Raw genomic sequence first — 16,293 nt, 5'->3', positions numbered from 1 at the left:
TCGACAGCCGAGCATGGGCCCGGCTCTACAGGACAGTTTCCCAGGGGAACCGCGGCAGGGCGTCCACCGCCTGTTCCAGCCGCCGCGACCAGTTCTGATGGATGTCGGCATACAACGCCGAATCCGCGCCCAGCCGTAGCTGCTGGCCGATGCGCAGCTCACCGTCGCGCAGCAGCGCAAGATCGATCGGCAGGCCCACCGACAGGTTGGAACGGATGGTGGAGTCCAGCGAGACGATCGCCGTGCGCGCTGCATCCTCCAGGCGCGTGGCCGGGCTGAGGATGCGGTCGAGGATCGGCTTGCCGTACTTGGACTCACCGATCTGCAGATAGGGCGTCTCCGGCGACGCAGCGATGGCGTTGCCCAGTGGATAGACCATGTACAGGCCCGGCCGCTCGCCAGCGATCTGGCCGCCGAAGATCAACGTGGCCTGGGTGTTGACCCCGTCATGGCCGTGCTCGCTGTGGCTGCTGTGCACCTGGCTGTCCACCAGCAGCTGGCCGACATACTCGGCAGCCTCGAACAGGTGGGTCATGTCGTGCAGGTTGGGCGTGCGTCGTTCACTGGCGTCGCGCCCCAGGCGCGACACCAGCAACTGGGTGGTGGCCAGGTTGCCAGCCGCCATCAGCACGTAGGCTGCCTGGCCGGGGTACTCGAACACGTGCAGCTTGCGGTGCACGCGCACATCGTCCAGCGAGGCATTGGTCCGGGTGTCGGCAGCGAAGACCAGGCCCTCGTCCACCTCGATTCCAACGCAATAGGTCATGTCGGTGCCCTATCATGTGCGTCCCGGATTGTAGGCAGGCCGCCGTGACGACGGCATGTCCACGCCCCCCCCCAAGTGCCGTCACCTGAACGCATGACCACCGCGCTCCTGAGCCTGGGCAGCAACGTCCAGCCCCGCCGCTACCTCCACGCCGCGGTGACGGCCCTGCGCGAGCGCTTCGGTGCGCTGCAGGTGTCACCGGCCTACCGTACTGCCGCGGTCGGCTTCGACGGCCCGGCCTTCCTCAACAATGCCGTGGCGATCGAGACCGACCTGCCGCTGCAGGAACTGGACGACTGGCTGCATGCGCTGGAAGACGCGCACGGCCGCGACCGCAGCGGGCCGCGCTTCTCCGACCGGACCCTGGACATCGACGTGGTGTTCTACGGCGACCTGGTGGTGGAAGGCCCCGGCCACCTGCGCATTCCACGCCCGGAGCTGAAGCATGCCTTCGTGCTGAAGCCGCTGGCCGACATCGCGCCGGACTTCATCGACCCGGTCAGCGGGTTGGACCTGGCCACGCTGTGGCGTGCGCACACGCAGTTTGGCGAGGCGTTCGAGGTGGTGGACCTGGAATGAGGGAGGTTGCCGGCCAGCGGCCGGCACTACCTCAACTTACCGTGCGCCCGCCATCCACGCGCAGGGTGTGGCCGGTGACGAAGCTGGCTTCGGCCACCAGCCAGTACACCGCTTCGGCAATCTCCTCGACCGTGCCGATCCGCGCCAGCGGCGTGCGCGCCAGCAGCGCCTCGCGGGCGAAATCGTCCTTGCCCTGTTCCGGCCACAGGATCGCGCCGGGCGCCACCGCATTGACCCGCACCTTCGGCGCCAGCTCCAGCGCCAGCGAGCGGGTGGCCATTTCCAGCGCAGCCTTGGCCATGGTGTAGGCGATGTGGTCGCGCATCGGGTCGGTGCCGTGCAGGTCGGTCAGGTTGACGATGCAGCCCTGCTGGCGGCGCAGGTAGGGCGCGGCGGCCTGTGACAGCAGCAGCGGCGCGCGTGCATTGACCGCATACAACTCGTCCATCGCCTCGGCGGTGACCTGACCGAGCGGGGTGGGGAAGAAGTTGGAGGCATTGTTGACCAGCGCGTCCAGGCGGCCGAAGTGGGTGACGGCCTGTTCCACCAGGTCAGGCAGGGCGTCGGCGTCACGCAGGTCGGCCTGCAGGGCCAGCACGCTGCCCGGGCGCACGTTGTCGAAATCGAACGCGGCCTGCTGCAGCTCGGCGCTGGAGGTGTTGGCGTGCAGCACCACCGACCAGCCACAGGCGTGGAACTGGCGGGCGATGGCCGCACCGATCCGGCGCGCGCTGCCGGTGATCAGGACCACGGGGTGGGTATCGCTCATCGAGGGTCCTCCAAGGCTCGGCTATCCTGTGCACCATTGTCACCGCATTCGAAGACGCCATGCAGCCCACCTTCCCCCTGCCCGAAGCCGATGCCCTGGCCCACAGCGACCAGCTGGCGGCCGCCCTGCGCGCCGAGATCCTTGCGCAGGGCGGGGCGATGCCCTTCTCGCGCTTCATGGAGCTGTGCCTGTATACCCCTGGCTGGGGTTACTACAGCGCCGGCGCCAGCAAGTTCGGTGGCAGTGGCGACTTCACCACCGCGCCCGAGCTCGGCAGCCTGTTTGCCGGCAGCGTGGCCAATGCGCTGGCACCGGTGTTCGCGCAGCTGGGTGCGCAGGCGCGGATGCTGGAACTGGGTGGCGGTACCGGCGCCTTCGCCGAGGCGGTGCTGCTGCGCCTGGCCGAGCTGGACGCACTGCCCTCGCGCTACGCCATCCTTGAGCCCAGTGCCGACCTGCGCGAGCGCCAGCAGCAGCGCCTGCAGCAGAACCTGCCGGCCGAGCTGGCCGCGCGCGTGGACTGGGTCGACCGTCCGTTCGAGGAGGACTGGGAAGGCGTGGTGTTTGCCAATGAAGTGATCGACGCGCTGCCGACACCGCGCTTCCTGATCCGCGATGGCGAGGTCTACGAGGAAACCGTCGAGCTGGACGCCGAAGGCAACTTCATCCGCGGCGCGCAGCCGGCCGACATCCTGCTCAACGGTGCGGTGCGCCACATCGAACGTTATCTGGAGAAGCCTTTCGCCGAAGGCTACCGTTCCGAGGTGCTGCCGCAGCTGCCGTACTGGCTGCAGGCGGTGGCGGGCGGCCTGCAGCGCGGCGCGATGCTGTTCGTCGACTATGGCTACAACCGCGGCGAGTTCTACCAGCACGACCGTGACGATGGTACCGTGCGTGCGTTCTACCGCCACCACGTGCACAACGACGTGCACCGCTGGCCGGGCCTGCAGGACATCACCGCGTCGGTGGATTTCACGGCGATGGCCGAGGCCGGCATGCACGGCGGCTTCGAGCTGGCCGGCTACTGCAGCCAGGCCAGCTTCCTGCTCGGCAACGGCCTGGACCAGGTGCTGCTGCTGGCCGAGGAACGCACCGACGAGGTCGGCCGCATCCAGCTGCGCGACCAGGTGAAGAAGCTGACCTTGCCGACCGAGATGGGCGAGCGCTTCCAGGCCATCGGCCTGCAGCGTGGCGTCGACTTCGAGCCGGCCTTCGAGCTGGGTGACCTGAGCTGGCGCCTGTGAGTGAGGTGTTGCCGGTGATCAAGCCGCTGCGGCGGCCGCGGTTGTGGGGCGCGCTGTGGGCGCTGGCGGTGCTGGTGGTGATCGTGGTCTGCCTGATCCCGCCGCCGCCGATTCCGCTGCCGGAAAACAGCGACAAGGGCGAACACTTCCTCGCCTATTTCATCCTGGCCGGCAGCGCGGTGCAGCTGTTCCGCCGCGGGCGTCCGCTGCTGTGGGTAGGCGTGGGCCTGGTGCTGATGGGGATCGGCATCGAATTTGCGCAGGGCGCGCTGACCAGCAACCGCATGGCCGACCCGATGGATGCCGTCGCCAACACGATTGGCGTGCTGGCCGGTATGGCCACTGCATTGACCCCGATGCGCGACCTGCTGCTGCGCTGGCGCGGGTGAGGTTCCTGTAGAGCCGGGCCCATGCTCGGCTTTCCGGTTGAAAAGCAGCCGAGCATGGGCTCGGCTCTACAGTAGATCCACGCCATGCGTGGATCCGGCCGCAAAGCGCCAACCAAGGTTGGCACCTACCTGAGCGTGACCTCATCCAGCACCCACATCGCCGGGCGCGTATCGCCGGTGAAGTTGATGCACAGGTCATCGGTGCCCTGTGTACCCTTCGGCAGCGCTGCACGCAGCGTCACGAAGCCATCCGCATCGGGCTTGGCGGGCAACGCCACTTCAGCCAGCACCTTGCCGCTGCAGTCGCCACGGCGCACCTGCATTTCGCCATGCGCGCGCTTGGCCTTCTCGAAGCGACGCTTGGGTTCGTCGTGGGCCAGCTGGAAGTAGTACGGAATACGCCCCGCACGCACTTCCACGTTGCCGATGCCGTCCAGTTGCGCCTGCGGCCAGCGCCAGCACGGCTGGAAGATGTCCACGTTGAACACCGCACGCGTTCCCTCACGCGGGCCATCGTCTTCCAGGCGCAGCACCAGCCCCTTCTTGCCCACGCAGCTGAGCAGCTCATCGCTGCGGCGGCTGAGCAGCGACTGCGCGGTGAATGCGGCGATGCTCGGCTTCGCGGCCAGCATCTGGCCCTGGTAGAACGCGGCAGCCTGCACGGTGGTTGGCAGCTTTCCGGTCAGCGGCTGCTGGTACAGCGGCGACTGCGCGGTCACCGGTTGGCCATCGGTGCTGTAGCGCACTTCATAACCCAGCGGATTGGCCAGCGACAGGGTCACTGTGTCGGCCGCGCGGTTGTCGGTGTAGTCCACGCCCACCTCGAACGGGGTCTGCGCATAGGCCAGACCCCAGGCACGGTAGCGCTGCAGCTGGGACGGCAGGCGCGCGAGGAAATCGCGGAAGTCGCGATGCTCCGGCGTGCTCCAGCCGGTCTCGGCCACCGCGGCCAGGCGCGGGAACAGGTTGTGCTGCAGGCGTGCATAGCTGCGCGTGTGCTCGGTGAACATGTTGGCCTGCAGGCCCAGGATGTGCCCACGCTTGTCGGCGGCCAGCTCGGCCGGCACCGGCTCGAAGTTGTAGAGCTTGCCGAGATTGACCTGGGTCGGGCGGCCCGGTGGTTCATTCGGCGAGGCCGTCTGCAGGTAATCCAGGTACAGGTAGCCGACCGGCGACATGATCACGTCATGGCCGGCGCTGGCCGCAGCCAGGCCGCCTTCGGTGCCCTGCCACGACATCACCGTGGCCTGCGGCGGCAGGCCGCCTTCGAGGATTTCATCCCAGCCGATCAGGCGCCGGTCGTGCTCCTCCAGGAACGTTTCCAGGCGCTTGATGATGTGGCTCTGCATGGCCATTTCATTCTTGATGCCCAGCGCACGCATGCGCTGCTGCACCTGCTTCGACGCTTCCCACTGGTCCTTCACCGCCTCGTCGCCACCGACGTGCACGTACTTGGCCGGGAACAGCGCGATCACTTCTTCCAGCACGTTCTCGAGGAAGGTGACGGTGCTGTCTTCCACGTTGAACAGGTTCGGGAACACGCCCCATTCGCTGATCGGCTTCAGCGGCGTGCTGATCGAACCCAGTTCTGGATACGCGGCAATCGCAGCGGTGGCATGGCCGGGCACGTCGATTTCCGGAATCACCTGGATATGCAGCTTGGCCGCATAGGCGATCACCTCGCGGATCTGCTCCTGCGTGTAGAAGCCGCAGTAGGGATGCTCCTGGCCACTGACCGGGTCGATGCCGCCGTCACCGGCCGGCAGGCGGCAGCTGCCCACCTCGGTCAGCTTCGGGTAGCGCTTGATCTCCATGCGCCAGCCCTGGTCATCGGTCAGGTGCCAATGGAAGGTGTTGAGCTTGTGCGCGGCCATTGCGTCGAGCACGCGCTTGATCTCGTCCAGGCTCTGGAAGTGGCGCGCGGAATCGAGCATGAAGCCGCGCCAGCTGAAGCGCGGTGCGTCCTGGATCTGTACCGCGGGCAGCACGCCGTTGCTGCCGCCGGTGGCGAGCTGGGCGAGGGTGGTCGCGCCGTAGAACAGGCCGGTTTCGTTGCCGGCCTGCACCAGCACGCCCTGTGCGGTGCTTTCCAGCGTGTAGCCCTCACCGCTGTCGCGGAACGTCGGCACGATCTGGAAGCGGATGCTGCCGGCCTTGGCGCTGGCTTTGCCCTTGGCCAGTGCCAGGCGCGGGCCACCGCTGCGGGCCAGCAGGTCGGCGAACTGGTTGGCGACGCGCTGCGCGGCTTCGCCTTCGGCCTGCAGCACGGTATCGGCGCGAACAGTGATGCCGCTGCCCTGGCCGCGCTGCACGTTGGCCGGGGCGGGAATCAGCATCAGGCTGCCGGCGCGCAGCTGCGGGCCGGGTGCTTCAGCGGCAGGCGTGGGATCGGCGGCGAGTGCCGGCAGTGCTGGCAACAGGACGAGCAGGCTGCCCAGCAGCACTGCGCTGCGTATCCGGGCGCGGGAAGGCTTGACCATCGGTACGACTCCTTGGAACGGTGCGATGAACGCTATACATGAAAAACGCCGGGCCCGGAATGACCCAGGCCCGGCGTGCGTGCACGACTCGGCGATGCTGTCGCCGCTGGATCAGTACTTGAAGCGGAAGTTGAGGTAGTACTGGCGACCGTTGCTGTAGAACGAGGTCGGGATCGCCGCGGTCTGGTAGTACTTGTAGGTCGGGTTGTTGAGGTTGAGCGCATCGAAGCTGATGCTCAGCCAGTCGGTGGCCTTGTAGCTCAGCGATGCCGACAGGGTGCCGAAGTCATCCTGGTAGTACGGGTTGGCGCCGGACAGGCCGATCAGGAACGACGAACGGCGCGTGTAGCTGACGCGTGCACCGAAGGTATCGTTCTCGAAGTAGGCACCCACGTTGTAGGTGTTCTTCGACGTGCCGAGCAGGTTGTCGGTTCCATCGGCCCAGGTGTGTTCGGTGCTGCCATCGGCGTAGGTGTAGTTGGCGTTGACGCCAAAGTACTCGCCGATCGGCTGCTCATAGGCCACTTCGATGCCGCGTACCTTGCCATCGGCATTGCGCGGGCGGGAGATGTTGTATTCCTCGAGGCGGTTGGTCAGCTCGCTGAACAGCATTTCCTTCTCGGTGCTGAAGGCCACGTAGTCCTTCAGGCGCATCGAGTAGGCACCGATCGACAACATGCCGCGCGGCATGAAGTACCACTCCAGGTTGGCATCGAAGTTGGTCGACACCACCGGCTTCAACTTCGGATTGCCGCCACCGCCGGTCCGGTTCAGGTCCGAACCGTAGGACGAGGCACCCAGTGCCGAGAAGTCCGGCAGGGTCTGGGTCTGCGAGGCGGCCACGCGCAGCACCAGGTCGTCGCGCAGGTCGTACTTGAAGTTGGCGCTCGGCAGCACGCGGTTGTGCTTGTTCTCGAAAGCTTCGCGGGTCCACGCGCCGAACAGGCTGCTCACGTCCGGCACGGTCGAGCCGGTGGCGGCGGCGTAGGTATCGATATCCTGCTTGATGTTGACGTAGCGCAGGCCGACGTTGCCGCTCCAGCGGTCGCCGCTGAAGTTGCCCTGTACGTACGCGGCGAAGTTCTTCTCGGACACCTTCCACTCGGCGCCGTAGTTGTGGCGGCCGGTCGGGCCGTCATTGCCGGACAGCCAAGTGGAGTTGTTGGTCACCGCTTCCTTCAGCGCACCCGGGGTGAAGTACCACAGGTCACGCGGGAAGCTGCCACCGATGCCGTTGGCAAAGCCGCCGGGGAAGTTGGCGGTAGCGCCGTTCTTCAGCGCATTCCAGATCGCGCCCGGGGTTGCGCCTTCCGGCGACTTGGCCTCGCGCTTGTGGTCGCCGAAGCGGGCGCCGAAATCGATCGAGTTCAGTACGCCAGCGTCGGCGAAGTACTGGTTGAAATCGAGCGTGGCCCACTTTTCCTTGTCGATCGCGGTGACCTGCTGGTTGCCCCAGGTGCCGAAGTCGGTCACGCCGCTCGGGCCGATGTTGCCACCGACGTTCCAGTCGATCGGCGAGCCGTTGCCGTGGGTTGCCCAGGTGGCGCCGCCACCACGGGCCAGGTTGACTTCGGCGATGTACTGGCGCGGCGTTTCACCGGTGCCCTTGGTGCTGCCAGCCTGGAACTTCATGCCCAGGTTGTCGCTGATCTGCCAGTCGGCATCGAAGGTGATGTAGTTGGTCTTGGCCTTCGACTCGCGGTAGATCATGTCGTACACCGCGTAGTCGCGGTCGGCCTGGCCGGCGAAGGTGGCGTTGGACAGCACGCCATCCTTGACGACGTAACCCGGATTCGGGGCCTGGCCCGGAATCAGGATCTTGTTGCCATTGGCATCTTCAACGGTACGGTCGTTGAGGATGCGGCCGCCCCACAGCATGAAGTTGCGGTTGTAGTTGTTCGCCTTCAGTTCCGAGCTGAAGCCTTCCAGGCCCAGGGTCAGGTTGTCCATCGGCTTGAACTGCAGCGACACCAGGCCGCCCTTGCGCTCGCGGGTCTGTTCAAACAGGGTCGAGCCGAGCAGGCCCGGCGCGTACACGCCGGCCAGGTCCGGGTTGGACTTGGCCACGGTGCCATTCGGATCGATCTGGAAGAAGCCGCCCGGGATTTCCTGCGCTTCGCGGCGCAGCTCGCGCTTCTGGCTGAAGGCCTGCACCATCACGCCGAAGTTGCCTTCGTCGTTCTTGTAGTTGAACAGTGCCGACAGCTGCGGGTCGTTGGACTTGGCCTGGTCCGAACGCACCATGCCGATGGAGCCTTCCGCAGTGAGCTGTTTGGAGAATTCCAGCGGCTTGCGGGTGATGATGTTGACGGTACCGGTGGTGCCGCCGTCCTGCAGCTTGGCCTGCGAGGACTTGTTCACTTCCACCGAGCTGACCAGTTCCGACGGCAGCAGCGAGTAGCTGACGCTGCGGCCGACGTTGTTGCCCTGGCTGAGCACGAACCAGTCGGCCGAGCCGACGGTGTGGCCGTTGATCAAGGTCTGGGTCAGGCTTGGGCTGGTGCCGCGCAGGCTGACACGGTCGGCTTCGTCGAAGCCGCCTTCGTCAGCGCTGGACGAGCTGATGTTCACGCCCGGCAGGCGCTGCAGGGTATCGGCGACGTTGTGCGCGGGCAGCTTGCCCACGTCTTCGGCGGTGACCACTTCCACGCGCGCATTGGCTTCGCGCTTGGTGTCCAGCGACTTTTCCATCGAACCACGGATGCCGGTGACCTGCACGGTATCCAGGTCGGTGGCGGTCTGGGCGGCCTGCTGCGCGTGCGCACTGAAGGCGATGCAGCTGACGATGGCGGCCGAAAGCAGGGTCTTGCGGGTGTTCATGATGTCTCTCCTCATCACTCGATTGGATGCCGGCGGCGGTGTTCGGTTACGGTTGCGATGACATGCGCGGGGCGGCGGCGAAGTCCCGTGCGTTGGCGTGCCACGTACTGCGTGCTGCGATTGCGTTGAAGCCTGTTGCGGTGTCAGGCGGCCGACTGCTGCTGCAGGTACCAGCTTGCAGCGCCGACCACGCCCAGCTGGCCGTGTTCGACGACCTTCACCGGGATGCGTGCCAGTGCTTCGCCCATCGGTCCCTTCTGCAGGTACCGTTCGACGAAGGTGCTGGCGTGCAGGTATTCGCGGATCTGCGGCAGGATGCCGCCGGCCAGGTAGACGCCACCGTGGGCGCCGTAGAACAGGGCCATGTCGCCGATGGTGCTGCCGAGCAGGCCGCAGAACACATCCAGCGCCTGGCGCGCGTGCGCATCGGTATCGGCCATGGCGGCGGCGGTGACCGCGTCGGGGCTGGCCAGCGTCGGTGCCTGTCCCTGCAGTGCGCACACCGCACGGTACAGGTTCATCAGGCCCGGGCCGGAGATCGCATGTTCGATCGACACGTGCGCGCGGTCGCGCTGCATGTGGCGGACGATGGCCATTTCCAGCTCGGTGCTGGCGGCCAGGGTCGGCTGGCCGGCTTCGGTGGGCAGTACCACCGGGCCATGCGCAGTGGGAATCCACAGTGCTGCACCGAGGCCGGTACCGGGGCCGACCACCAGGGTCGGACCGCGCGTGGCGGTGTCCGGCCCGCACAGGTGCAGCACGCCGCTGGCGTCCACCTGCGCGGCGGCATAGGCCACCGCTTCGAAGTCGTTGACGATGTAGACCCGCTGCAGGCCGACGTCGGCCTCCACCTGGCGCGCCGACAGCGGCCACGGCAGGTTGGCGGTGATCACCGTGCCGTCCTCGCGGGCGTAGCCGGCGCTGGCGACCACGCAGTGCGTGGGCCGTGGGCCTTCGCCCAGGAAATCGGACAGGATCGCGCTGAGGCCGGCATGGTCGGCATTGCGGTACTTGCGGTACTCCAGCACCTGCACCGGGTGGGCGGCATCACCGCTGGCCTGGACCCGGGCCACGCGCACATGGGTGCCACCGACGTCGGCGGCCAGGAACGAGGGCGCGACTCGGGACAGGACATGGGCCGGGGCGGGGTGGCTGGCGGTCACGCGGGCTCCTGCTGCAAGTGGGGCCGGCCCTGGGATCGGGGGCGGCGATTGGGGCGGAGTCTGTAACCCCGCTGACAACGATGTCAACGAGTTCGTGACACTTTCGTTGCTGCATCGCAACGAATGCGACATGCAGTAAACGTTTACATGGCGTGAGTGCGGGTTTCACGTTGGAACCATTGCCGCACATGGGCCAAGGCCTCCGGCGCATTCAGCACGATGCGTTGCGATCGGGTTGCGCAGTGCAGCACGAGGTTCACGGGGCTGCGCGTGGAAGTTGACAAACCGCGGCTGTCCATCGAAAGAATGTGACAACGTTGTTCCCAGCCACTCTCCGACGCCGCGTTCTGCGGCCGTCGCCGCAGGAGCCCTCCTGATGTCCGCCGTCCCCGCTGCAAGCGCGCGCCCGAACGTGGCCACCTCCATCGCCATCGTTGGCGTGCTGTTCTTCCTGATCGGCTTCTTCACCTGGCTCAATGGCCCGCTGATCACCTTCGTCAAGTTGGCCTTCGAACTCAGCGAGGTCGGCGCCTTCCTGGTGCTGATGGTGTTCTACCTGTCCTACTTCTTCCTGGCCCTGCCGGCGTCATGGATCCTGCGCCGCACCGGCATGAAGAAGGGCCTGAGCCTGAGCCTGCTGGTGATGGCCGGTGGTGCCGCGTTGTTCGGCGAATTCGCCACCCAGCGCTGGTACCCGGGCGCGCTCGGCGGCCTGTTCGTGATCGGCAGCGGCCTGGCCCTGCTGCAGACCGCGATCAACCCCTATATCTCCATCCTCGGCCCGATCGAGACGGCGGCACGCCGCATCGCGCTGATGGGCATCTGCAACAAGATCGCCGGCATGCTCGCCCCGGTGCTGATCGGTACCGTGGTGCTGCATGGCATCGGTGATCTGTCGGCCACGGTGGCCGCTGCCGATGAGGCGACCAAGGCGCAGCTGCTCAACGAATTCGCCGCCAAGATCCATGCGCCGTACCTGGCCATGGCGGGCCTGCTGGTGCTGCTGGCGGTGGCCGTGCTGTTCTCGCCGCTGCCGGAAATCAAGTCGTCCGAAGCCAATGCCACGCCGGTTGCGGCCGGTGCTGCCGAACGGCGCAGCATCTTCCAGTTCCCGCATCTGTGGCTGGGCGTGCTGTGCCTGTTCGTCTACGTCGGCGTGGAGGTGATGGCCGGTGATGCGATCGGTACCTACGGCCATGGTTTCGACCTGCCGCTGGACCAGACCAAGATGTTCACCTCGCTCACCCTTGGCGCGATGCTGGTTGGCTACGTGGTCGGCCTTCTGCTGATCCCCAAGGTGGTCTCGCAGTCGCGCTACCTGACCATTTCGGCGGTGCTGGGCGTGGTGTTCTGCCTCGGCGCCTGGGCCACCCACGGCTACGTGTCGGTGGCCTTCGTGGCCCTGCTGGGCTTCGCCAACGCCATGATGTGGCCGGCGATCTTCCCGCTGGCGATCCGCGGCCTGGGTCGCTTCACCGAGACCGGCTCGGCCCTGCTGGTGATGGGTATTGCCGGCGGCGCGATCATTCCGCAGCTGTTCGCCGTGCTCAAGCAGCACATCGACTTCCAGCTGGTGTTCGTGCTGCTGATGGTGCCGTGCTACCTGTACATCCTGTTCTACTCGGTGATCGGCCATCGTGCCGGCCTGCCGCAGGACAAGGCCTGATCGGCGATGATGGACGGCAGCCAACCCCAGGGAAAACCCATGCGCAGAGCGACCATCAAGGACGTTGCGGAGAAGGCCAAGGTCTCGCTGAAGACGGTCTCGCGGGTGATCAACAACGAGCCCTCGGTGATGCAGGCCACCCGTGCGCGGGTGCTGCGAGCCATCGCCGAGCTGGACTACGAGCCCGATCCGTCGGCGCGCAACCTGCGCAGCGGCACCACCTTCGTGATCGGGCTGGTCTACGACAACCCGAACCCGTACCACATCATCGGCGTGCAGAACGGCGTGCTGGCCGCGTGCCGCGAGACCGGTTTCGGCCTCCAGATCCACCCCTGCGATTCCAGCTCACCGCTGCTGGCCGATGAGCTGGCCGACTGGGTGCAGCGTTCGCGGCTGGCCGGGCTGGTGCTGACCGCGCCGATGTCCGAGCGCCGCGACCTGATCCAGGCGCTGACTGCGCGCGGCATCAAGCTGGTGCGCATCATCGCCGCCACCGAAGACCCGGCCGACGGTGCCTGCGTGTTCGTCGACGACCGCGAGGCTGCCTACGAGATCACCGAGCACCTTATCCAGCTCGGCCACCAGCGCATCGGCTTCCTTTGGGGTGGCATCTCGCACCGCTCGTCGGGCGAACGCTACGCCGGTTACGAAGCCGCGCTGAAGGACTACGGCATGACCGTGGACAAGCACCTGGTGGTGCAGGGCGATTACACCTTCGACGACGGTTTCCGCGGTGCGCGCCGCCTGCTGGCGCTGCGCGAGCCGCCCACCGCCATCTTCGGTTCCAACGACGAAATCGCCGCTGGCGTGCTGGCCGCCGCCAAGTCGGCCGGCATGAACGTGCCCTACGATCTGTCCATCGCCGGCTTCGAGGACAGCCCGTTCTCGCGCCAGTCGTGGCCGCCGCTGACCACCGCCAAACAGGCCACCGAAGACATTGCCCGCCATGCCGCGCGCCTGCTGATCGCACAGCTGCGCAGCGACGCCTACGACGACGCGCCGGCACCACTGCACAACCAGGGCTTCGTGCCGCAGCTGGTGGTGCGCGGTTCGACCGCGCCGATGCGCCCGGCCGGCGCTCGCCCCCTTCCTTCCGATCCTGCCTGAGCCTGCCATGTCGCTGTCAGACCCCACTTCCACCCTGATGTTCGCCGAGGCCGCTGAAGCGGCTGACGTGGTTGCCCGCCAGTTCTCGCGCAACCACGCCACCATGGAGTCCCTGGCCGCCAGCCTGCGTGCTGCGCCACCCCCGTTCGTGGTCACCTGCGCACGCGGCAGCTCCGACCACGCTGCCACCTATGGCAAGTACCTGCTGGAAACCCAGCTGGGCCTGGTGGTCGCATCGGCCTCGCCGTCGGTGGGTTCGGTCTATGCCGCACCCCTGCAACTGCGCGGCGCACTGTTCATCGTCATCTCGCAGTCGGGCAAGAGCCCCGACCTGCTGCGCAACGCCGAGGCCGCCAAGGCGGCCGGCGCCCGGGTGATCGCGCTGGTCAACGTCGAGGATTCGCCGCTGGCGCAGCTGGCCGATACGGTCATTCCGCTGCATGCCGGTGCCGAAAAGAGCGTGGCGGCGACCAAGAGCTACCTGGCGTCGCTGGCCGCACTGCTGCAGCTGGCTGCGTACTGGAAGCAGGACAGCAGCCTTCGCGCCGCACTGGAACTGCTGCCGGATGCGATGCGCGAGGCCTGGCAGTGTGACTGGAGTGCGGTGACCGAAGGCCTGGTCGAGGCGACCAACCTGTTCGTGCTCGGCCGTGGCCTGGGCCTGGGCGCGGCCCAGGAGGCTGCACTGAAGTTCAAGGAAACCTGCAGCCTGCATGCCGAAGCCTACAGCTCGGCTGAAGTGAAGCATGGCCCGATGGCGCTGGTTGACCGTGGTTTCCCGGTGCTGGCCTTTGCCCAGCCCGACGAGACCGGCGCCGGTACCCGTGCTGTCGTCGAAGAATTCACCGCGCGCGGTGCACAGGTGTGGATGGCCGGTGCCGGTGGCAACCTGCCGGTGGCGGCCGCACCGCATCCGCTGTGCGCACCGCTGCTGACCGTGCAGAGCTTCTACCGCGCGATCAATGCGCTGGCGCTGCGTCGTGGCTTCAACCCGGATCTGCCGCCGCATCTGAACAAGGTTACGGAGACGGTGTGATGGCCACGGTCCTGCGCAATGCCCGCATCCTGGCGGGCGACGACTTCCGCGACGATCTGGCGGTGGTGATCGAGGACGGTCGCATCAGCGCGCTGCTGCCTGACGCTGCACCGCAGCTGGGCCAGGCGGCTGAGCAGGTGGATCTGGGCGGCGGCTGGCTGCTGCCCGGTTTCATCGATGTGCAGGTCAATGGTGGTGGCGGTGCGCTGTTCAACAACACGCCCGATGTCGCCTCGCTGCGAACCATCGCGCAGGCGCACCGGCGCTTCGGCACCACCGCGATGCTGCCGACGCTGATCAGCGACGATGTGGGCGTGATGCGCGAAGCGATCGCCGCGATGCGCGAGGCGATCGCGCAGGGCGTGCCCGGCGTGATCGGCATCCACCTGGAAGGCCCGTACATCGCGCCGGCGCGCAAGGGCACCCACGATGCCAGCAAGTTCCGCGTGCCTGACGAAGAAGAGATCGCACTGGCCGCCTCGCTGGACAACGGCGTGACGCTGCTGACACTGGCACCGGAACGCGTGCCGCTGGAGACCATCCGTGCGCTGGTCGAACGTGGCGTGATCGTTGCTGCTGGCCACACTGCTGGCACGTACGAAGAGATTCGTGCCGGACTGGATGCTGGCGTGCGTGGCTTCACCCATCTGTACAACGCGATGTCGCCGCTGCAGGGCCGTGAGCCCGGTGCGGTGGGCGCTGCGCTGGAAGACCGCGACAGCTGGATCGGCATCATTGTCGATGGCGTGCATGTGCATCCGGCCAGCCTGCGCGTGGCGCTGGCAGCCAAGCCGCGCGGCCGTCTGCTGCTGGTGACCGATGCGATGCCGCCGGTCGGCGCCGACGATCCCAGCTACGTGCTGTATGGCGAAACCATTACCGCCATCGACGGCGTGGTGCGCAATGCTGCCGGTTCGCTGGCCGGCTCGGCGCTGGACATGGCCACCGCCGTGCGCAACACCGTGCAGCTGCTCGGCCAGCCGTTGGCGGAAGCCGCGCGCATGGCCTCGACCTATCCGGCACAGTTCCTCAACGTCGATGATCGCCTGGGCCACATCGCCGAGGGCTACCAGGCCGACCTGGTGCTGCTGGATGATGCCCTGCAGGTGCGTGGTACCTGGATTGCCGGACAGTACGAGGCCGCCTGATGAACAGTGCGCCGCCACGCCGGCTGGGCTCGATCGATGCCCTGCGCGGCATCACCGTGGCGGCGATGCTGCTGGTCAACAATCCGGGCGACTGGAGTGCGGTGTTCGCACCACTGCGCCATTCGGAATGGCATGGCTGCACGCCCACCGATCTGGTGTTCCCGTTCTTCCTGTTCCTGGTGGGCGTGTCGATGGCGTTCAGCGTAGCGCCGCGCGCGCTGGACGCGTCGGTGCGGCCTGCACTGGCGCGTGGCGTGCTGGAACGCGCGCTGCGCATCCTGCTGGCCGGTGCGCTGCTGCACCTGCTGATCTGGTGGGCGTTGGATACCCATCACTTCCGCATATGGGGCGTGCTGCAACGGATCGCGGTGTGTGCGGCGTTGGTGGGCGTGCTGGCGGTCTATGCGCGGCCACGCGTGCAGGTGAGCGCTCTGATCGCGCTGCTGGTGGGGTACACCGTGCTGCTGCTGGGCATCGGTGATCTGGCGCCATGGACCAACCCCGCCAGCCGCCTGGATACCACGCTGTTCGCCCCGTGGATCTACCAATGGCACGCCGATACCGGGCTGGGCCATGACCCGGAAGGGTTGCTGAGCACGCTGGGCGCGCTGGCCAGTACCGTGCTCGGTCTGTTGGCCGGAGGCCTGCTGCGCAGCGGACGTGCCGTGGCGCTGGCCGGGCTGGGTGTGGCGACTGCGGTGTTGGGCCTGCTGTTGGCGATGGTGCTGCCGTTGAACAAGCAGTTGTGGACGCCCAGTTACGTGCTGTGGACGGGCGGCCTGGCGGCGCTGGCGCTATGGCTGGGACACTGGCTGATCGATCAGAAGGGCTGGCCGGCGCTGGGCCGGCGCTTCGGCGTCAATGCGATCACGGCGTATCTGGGCGCATCGGTGATGTCGGTGGTGCTGATGGCCAGCGGTGCCTGGAGCTGGATCTGGCAACAGCTGGCCACCGCAATGCCGCAGGCGCTCGAGCTGGCATCGATGCTGCAGGCGCTGGTGTTTGTCGCGCTGTGGTGGGGCGTGGCCTGGTGGCTGGACCGGCGGAAAATCTATCTGAAGATCTGATGGCACCTCATCCACGCCATGCGTGGATACTCTCCACGCGGCCTGTGACCGCCGCAAAG

Annotated in this window: 13 protein-coding genes; 8 read left to right on the top strand and 5 right to left on the bottom strand. The window is 67.0% G+C overall.

What is annotated here, in order from left to right:
• Positions 1-25: 25 nt before the first annotated feature.
• Positions 26-766: a proteasome-type protease gene (locus tag AC13FN_RS12915; RefSeq protein WP_482985281.1), complete on the bottom strand. Its 741-nt coding sequence runs from the start codon at positions 764-766 to the stop codon at positions 26-28.
• Between the two features lie 93 nt (positions 767-859).
• On the opposite strand from AC13FN_RS12915, the gene folK reads away from it, so the two are divergent.
• The gene (gene folK / locus AC13FN_RS12910; RefSeq protein WP_054172517.1) at positions 860-1,345 is read left to right on the top strand and encodes a 2-amino-4-hydroxy-6-hydroxymethyldihydropteridine diphosphokinase; all 486 of its coding nucleotides are present in this window, start codon (positions 860-862) and stop codon (positions 1,343-1,345) included.
• A gap of 31 nt (positions 1,346-1,376) precedes the next feature.
• On the opposite strand, the gene AC13FN_RS12905 is transcribed toward folK, so the two are convergent.
• Complete coding sequence (locus AC13FN_RS12905; protein ID WP_008265570.1) at positions 1,377-2,114, bottom strand: pteridine reductase; 738 nt, start codon at positions 2,112-2,114, stop codon at positions 1,377-1,379.
• A 59-nt stretch (positions 2,115-2,173) separates the two neighbouring features.
• Between AC13FN_RS12905 and AC13FN_RS12900 the strand changes: the two genes are divergently transcribed.
• Together AC13FN_RS12900 and AC13FN_RS12895 are read left to right on the top strand one after the other, a co-directional pair.
• Positions 2,174-3,358, top strand: a complete 1,185-nt coding sequence (locus tag AC13FN_RS12900; RefSeq protein ID WP_010480950.1) for a class I SAM-dependent methyltransferase — start codon at positions 2,174-2,176, stop codon at positions 3,356-3,358.
• A complete protein-coding gene (locus AC13FN_RS12895) occupies positions 3,355-3,747 on the top strand; it encodes a VanZ family protein (RefSeq protein ID WP_049434260.1) in 393 nt (130 codons plus the stop codon). Before AC13FN_RS12900 ends, AC13FN_RS12895 begins: the two co-directional genes overlap by 4 nt.
• A gap of 125 nt (positions 3,748-3,872) precedes the next feature.
• Here AC13FN_RS12895 and AC13FN_RS12890 read toward each other — a convergent pair whose 3' ends face one another.
• From AC13FN_RS12890 to AC13FN_RS12880, 3 genes are all read right to left on the bottom strand, one after another.
• Complete coding sequence (locus tag AC13FN_RS12890) at positions 3,873-6,227, bottom strand: beta-N-acetylhexosaminidase (RefSeq protein WP_482985280.1); 2,355 nt, start codon at positions 6,225-6,227, stop codon at positions 3,873-3,875.
• Positions 6,228-6,338: 111 nt separating this feature from the next.
• The gene (locus tag AC13FN_RS12885; protein WP_482985279.1) at positions 6,339-9,047 is read right to left on the bottom strand and encodes a TonB-dependent receptor; all 2,709 of its coding nucleotides are present in this window, start codon (positions 9,045-9,047) and stop codon (positions 6,339-6,341) included.
• A 143-nt stretch (positions 9,048-9,190) separates the two neighbouring features.
• A complete protein-coding gene (locus tag AC13FN_RS12880; RefSeq protein WP_019338839.1) occupies positions 9,191-10,210 on the bottom strand; it encodes a glucokinase family protein in 1,020 nt (339 codons plus the stop codon).
• A gap of 376 nt (positions 10,211-10,586) precedes the next feature.
• Here AC13FN_RS12880 and AC13FN_RS12875 point away from each other — a divergent pair, with 376 nt between their 5' ends.
• The 5 genes from AC13FN_RS12875 to AC13FN_RS12855 are packed head-to-tail and all read left to right on the top strand — an operon-like array spanning position 10,587 to position 16,234.
• On the top strand, positions 10,587-11,876 hold the full coding sequence (locus tag AC13FN_RS12875; protein WP_049434251.1) for a sugar MFS transporter: 1,290 nt from the start codon (positions 10,587-10,589) through the stop codon (positions 11,874-11,876).
• A 39-nt stretch (positions 11,877-11,915) separates the two neighbouring features.
• Entirely contained in the window at positions 11,916-12,983 is a 1,068-nt protein-coding gene (locus tag AC13FN_RS12870) for a LacI family DNA-binding transcriptional regulator (protein WP_006391719.1), read from the top strand.
• Between the two features lie 7 nt (positions 12,984-12,990).
• Positions 12,991-14,019 (top strand): SIS domain-containing protein, encoded by a 1,029-nt coding sequence (locus AC13FN_RS12865; protein ID WP_054172515.1) that lies wholly within the window; start codon positions 12,991-12,993, stop codon positions 14,017-14,019.
• Positions 14,019-15,167 carry an N-acetylglucosamine-6-phosphate deacetylase gene (gene nagA / locus AC13FN_RS12860; RefSeq protein WP_049434247.1) on the top strand — a complete coding sequence of 383 codons (1,149 nt, stop codon included), beginning with the start codon at positions 14,019-14,021 and terminating at the stop codon, positions 15,165-15,167. Before AC13FN_RS12865 ends, nagA begins: the two co-directional genes overlap by 1 nt.
• Positions 15,167-16,234 (top strand): acyltransferase family protein, encoded by a 1,068-nt coding sequence (locus AC13FN_RS12855; protein ID WP_248853974.1) that lies wholly within the window; start codon positions 15,167-15,169, stop codon positions 16,232-16,234. Before nagA ends, AC13FN_RS12855 begins: the two co-directional genes overlap by 1 nt.
• The last annotated feature ends 59 nt before the right edge of the window (positions 16,235-16,293 follow it).

Source organism: Stenotrophomonas sp. 115C5, assembly GCF_056861055.1.
This window is presented reverse-complemented; position numbering and strand designations above follow the sequence as displayed.

Excerpts from the sequence above, each read along its gene's own strand:
- AC13FN_RS12890 (WP_482985280.1), bottom strand. The coding sequence starts at position 6,227 with ATGGTCAAGCCTTCCCGCGCCCGGATACGCAGCGCAGTGCTGCTGGGC.
- AC13FN_RS12885 (WP_482985279.1), bottom strand. The coding sequence starts at position 9,047 with ATGAACACCCGCAAGACCCTGCTTTCGGCCGCCATCGTCAGCTGCATC.
- AC13FN_RS12870 (WP_006391719.1), top strand. The coding sequence starts at position 11,916 with ATGCGCAGAGCGACCATCAAGGACGTTGCGGAGAAGGCCAAGGTCTCG.
- AC13FN_RS12915 (WP_482985281.1), bottom strand. The coding sequence starts at position 766 with ATGACCTATTGCGTTGGAATCGAGGTGGACGAGGGCCTGGTCTTCGCT.
- AC13FN_RS12905 (WP_008265570.1), bottom strand. The coding sequence starts at position 2,114 with ATGAGCGATACCCACCCCGTGGTCCTGATCACCGGCAGCGCGCGCCGG.
- nagA (WP_049434247.1), top strand. The coding sequence starts at position 14,019 with ATGGCCACGGTCCTGCGCAATGCCCGCATCCTGGCGGGCGACGACTTC.
- AC13FN_RS12855 (WP_248853974.1), top strand. The coding sequence starts at position 15,167 with ATGAACAGTGCGCCGCCACGCCGGCTGGGCTCGATCGATGCCCTGCGC.
- AC13FN_RS12900 (WP_010480950.1), top strand. The coding sequence starts at position 2,174 with ATGCAGCCCACCTTCCCCCTGCCCGAAGCCGATGCCCTGGCCCACAGC.
- folK (WP_054172517.1), top strand. The coding sequence starts at position 860 with ATGACCACCGCGCTCCTGAGCCTGGGCAGCAACGTCCAGCCCCGCCGC.
- AC13FN_RS12865 (WP_054172515.1), top strand. The coding sequence starts at position 12,991 with ATGTCGCTGTCAGACCCCACTTCCACCCTGATGTTCGCCGAGGCCGCT.
- AC13FN_RS12875 (WP_049434251.1), top strand. The coding sequence starts at position 10,587 with ATGTCCGCCGTCCCCGCTGCAAGCGCGCGCCCGAACGTGGCCACCTCC.